1 pseudogene is annotated in these 3,056 nt (G+C 69.2%); it reads left to right on the top strand.

Annotated features, from left to right (window positions below):
• A pseudogene (locus tag ACFU8Q_RS40635) lies at nucleotides 1–3,056 on the top strand (hypothetical protein); the annotation flags it as partial.

The raw sequence follows: 3,056 nt of genomic DNA, 5'->3' as shown, positions 1-3,056 counted from the left end.
ACCTTCGACGGCGTCTACCAGGGCGTACGCATCAAGGGCAGCGCCGACACCACCGGCACCATCACCGACTTCGCCCCCCACCCCGACCAGAACGGCCTGCTGCCGCCCACCCACCTCGAACCGCCGCCACCCCGCGGGCTGTACGACGATCCCGCGTTCGGTGACGTCGCACTGCGCTTCCTGACATACGGCTCCACCTCCGACAGAACCGGCGTCCACTACACGCTGCCCGGTCCGGACGGGGCCCTCGCGCAGCGCAAACACGGCGTCCTGATCAACCCGACGTGGGCCGCACACCCGAACGGCACCCAGTGGGCCACCGTCTGGTTCAGAGAACCGAACCTGCGCGGGCTGACGGCACAGGCCGCCGCCGGCAACGCCCCACCCCCTCTCGAATGGCAGCGCGGCGACCAGGAGATCGGGGCCGTGCTCGGCGCCGACGGCACGGTGAATACCGGCCAACTGCTCTTCCCCGACCGCTGGTCGGTGTCCGATCTCCGGAACGCGATAGCCGGAGCCCACCGCAACGCGCTCGGCAACAGTTCGTGGACGGCGGCCCCGGAGGGCGGCTATCTGTGGGAGGGCGTGCACGACGGCGTACGGATGCACGGACACGTCCGAGACGGCGAGCACCTGTGGGCCCGACCCTCGTCGGATCAACCGCTTCTCCCGCCCACGTCCTCCGAGGTGATCGCGGTCACCGCTCCCCTGGGATTCAGTGTGCCCAAACCGGGCGGCCAGGTGGCAGTGTTCAGTGTCCAGCGGGTGATCCACCAGGATGGCACCCTGGGCATGCGCGTCACCCGGGTTCTGCCACATCCGTCGCTGGCCCAGGAGCAGCACAGCCGACTGGTCGACCAGCAGATGCCAGAGGTACGTCAGCAGCTGGCCGCCGAATTCAAGTGGCGCGACCCGCTACAACGCCGTGAACTGAGCGAGGGCACCTTCGATGTAGAGCTGTCCCCGACGGACGACCCGACGGTGAAGCTCTCGCGCCGCTCCGAACTGTTCCAGATCATGATGGACAACGTGGACACGAGCACCCTGGCGGACCTGACGCTGGTCCACCCCACCGACCAGCAGGGCTTGGACTCTTTCCTGTACAACGTGGCGGCACTGCTGCCTCCGGTACCACCGACACCGGCCGGCTGGCAGGGCCCGCAAGGGCAGCAGCACCACACGCTGGGCTCGGTCTGGGCATCGGACGTGACGACCTCGGTGCACCGCAACACCCCGGCCGGACTGCTCGACGAGCCCGGCGTACGGGAGTTGTTGGCGCAGCACCGAAGCCAGAATCCGCCGCCCGGCCCCCTCACGAACGCGAACACGAACACGCATACGGGCGGGAACGAAAGCACAGGCACGGACACAGGCACGGACACAGGCACAGGCACAGGCACAGGCACAGGCACCGAGCGCACGGCCACAGCAGCCGAGGCCCTCGGACTGCACCCCTCCGACCTCACCAGCATCGACGTCGTCCTGCAGGGCACCGCCCCCTTGCGTCCGGCCCTCGACGCACTCGACCAGCTGGCCGCCCGACTGGAGGCCGGGCCCACAGGCCCGTTCGTCCGGCGAATGACGGAAATCGGCTCGCCACTCTCCGAGTGGTGGTCCTTCTCTTCGTACCTGCACACCAAGCAGAGCCTGTTGTCCAGCGTGGTCGGCATGGATCTGGCCGGAGCCAAGAAGCTACTCAATGACTCGCGCACCCATCCCCTGCCGCTCATGCCGCACGACACGGCAGCCCAGGCCCACGCGCTGGGCGTGCACCCGAGGTATCTGACACGGCTGGCCGACACCCTCAAAGTGCGCCCGGAGGACGTCACCAACCTGGGCGAGGACAAGTCCTTCTGGCAGCAGCCCCTTTCACCCGAGACCCTGGGGCAGAACTACCGCGACAGAGAACGCGAGAAGCGAGAAGACATTCGCATCGCCCGCGACCACACCCGGTTCGACGCCGCCGCCGACGAACTGCTGGGCAGCGACCCCGCCCGCACGGAACAGCGATTCCGCTCCTTCATGCACTGGGCCCCGGACGCGCAACACCTGGGCCTGGACGTCTTCACGGATCAGCGCCTGCGAGAGCTGGTAGAACACTGGCGCAAGGAAACGCAGGACGGCACCAAGCCGGTCCCTGCGGACTTCAACCCGCGCGAGAAGGGGAGACACCAGGCCGATCTGTTCCTTACGGTGGAACTCGCCGAGCGGTCGGGCCCACTGCCCCCGAAACTGGCGGGGGAACTGGCCTACTACAAGGAGTTCGTCCAGTTCCAGCTCATGCAGCTGGACGTGCGGTACAAGGGGGGCGTGGCCCAGGACGACGGGCCGCCCGCGACACCCTCCACGGACCCGCACCCCGCTCAGTCGGCCTCCACCCAGCCGCACGCCTCGCCGAACGCCCCTCGTCAGACGCAGCACGCCGGCCCGCACAGGGCCCCGGCATCCCCGCCCACGCTCACGCCCACCGCCGACTACTCCGTCGCCGAAATACCCACGGCGCCCTTCCCTCCCGCTCCCCGCCCCGAGCCGGTCACCGACGTCCGTTCGCTGGGTACGGCCGACGTTGTCCGGCCGAGCAACCGGACCCGTGAACTGGGCGGGGCCGCCGCGCCCGTCCATGAGCGCGCGTTCTCCGTCGAGCGCACCCTGCTCAGCGACGGCAGTGTGCGCTCCGACGTCACGGTCCGCATCCATCTGGACCTCCAGCCCGGCGCCACCACGAACCACGTGGCGAACGCCAAGGCGATGGCGAAGCGCGGCGTCGACACGTACTACAACGCCCCGAACCACCGTCTCCCGAACGGGGATCTGCTGCGGGTGGAGCTGGAGTTCGTTGACGATCCCGCACAGGCGCACCGCAAGGTGGAGCTGCATCCGGACCCGGACGGGGAGGGCCGGGACGACAGCGCCACCTGGTACGTCGCGGAGGACGGGGCGGGCGGGGAAGACAAGTCGCACGTCATCGCGCACGAGACCGGCCACCTCCTCGGCTTCCAGGACCAGTACCGCGAGGCCACGGAGGGCGAACCGCTCCGGCCGGTGCACGACGACCA

Source organism: Streptomyces sp. NPDC057543, assembly GCF_042801895.1.
Lineage (GTDB): Bacteria > Actinomycetota > Actinomycetes > Streptomycetales > Streptomycetaceae > Streptomyces.
This window is presented reverse-complemented; position numbering and strand designations above follow the sequence as displayed.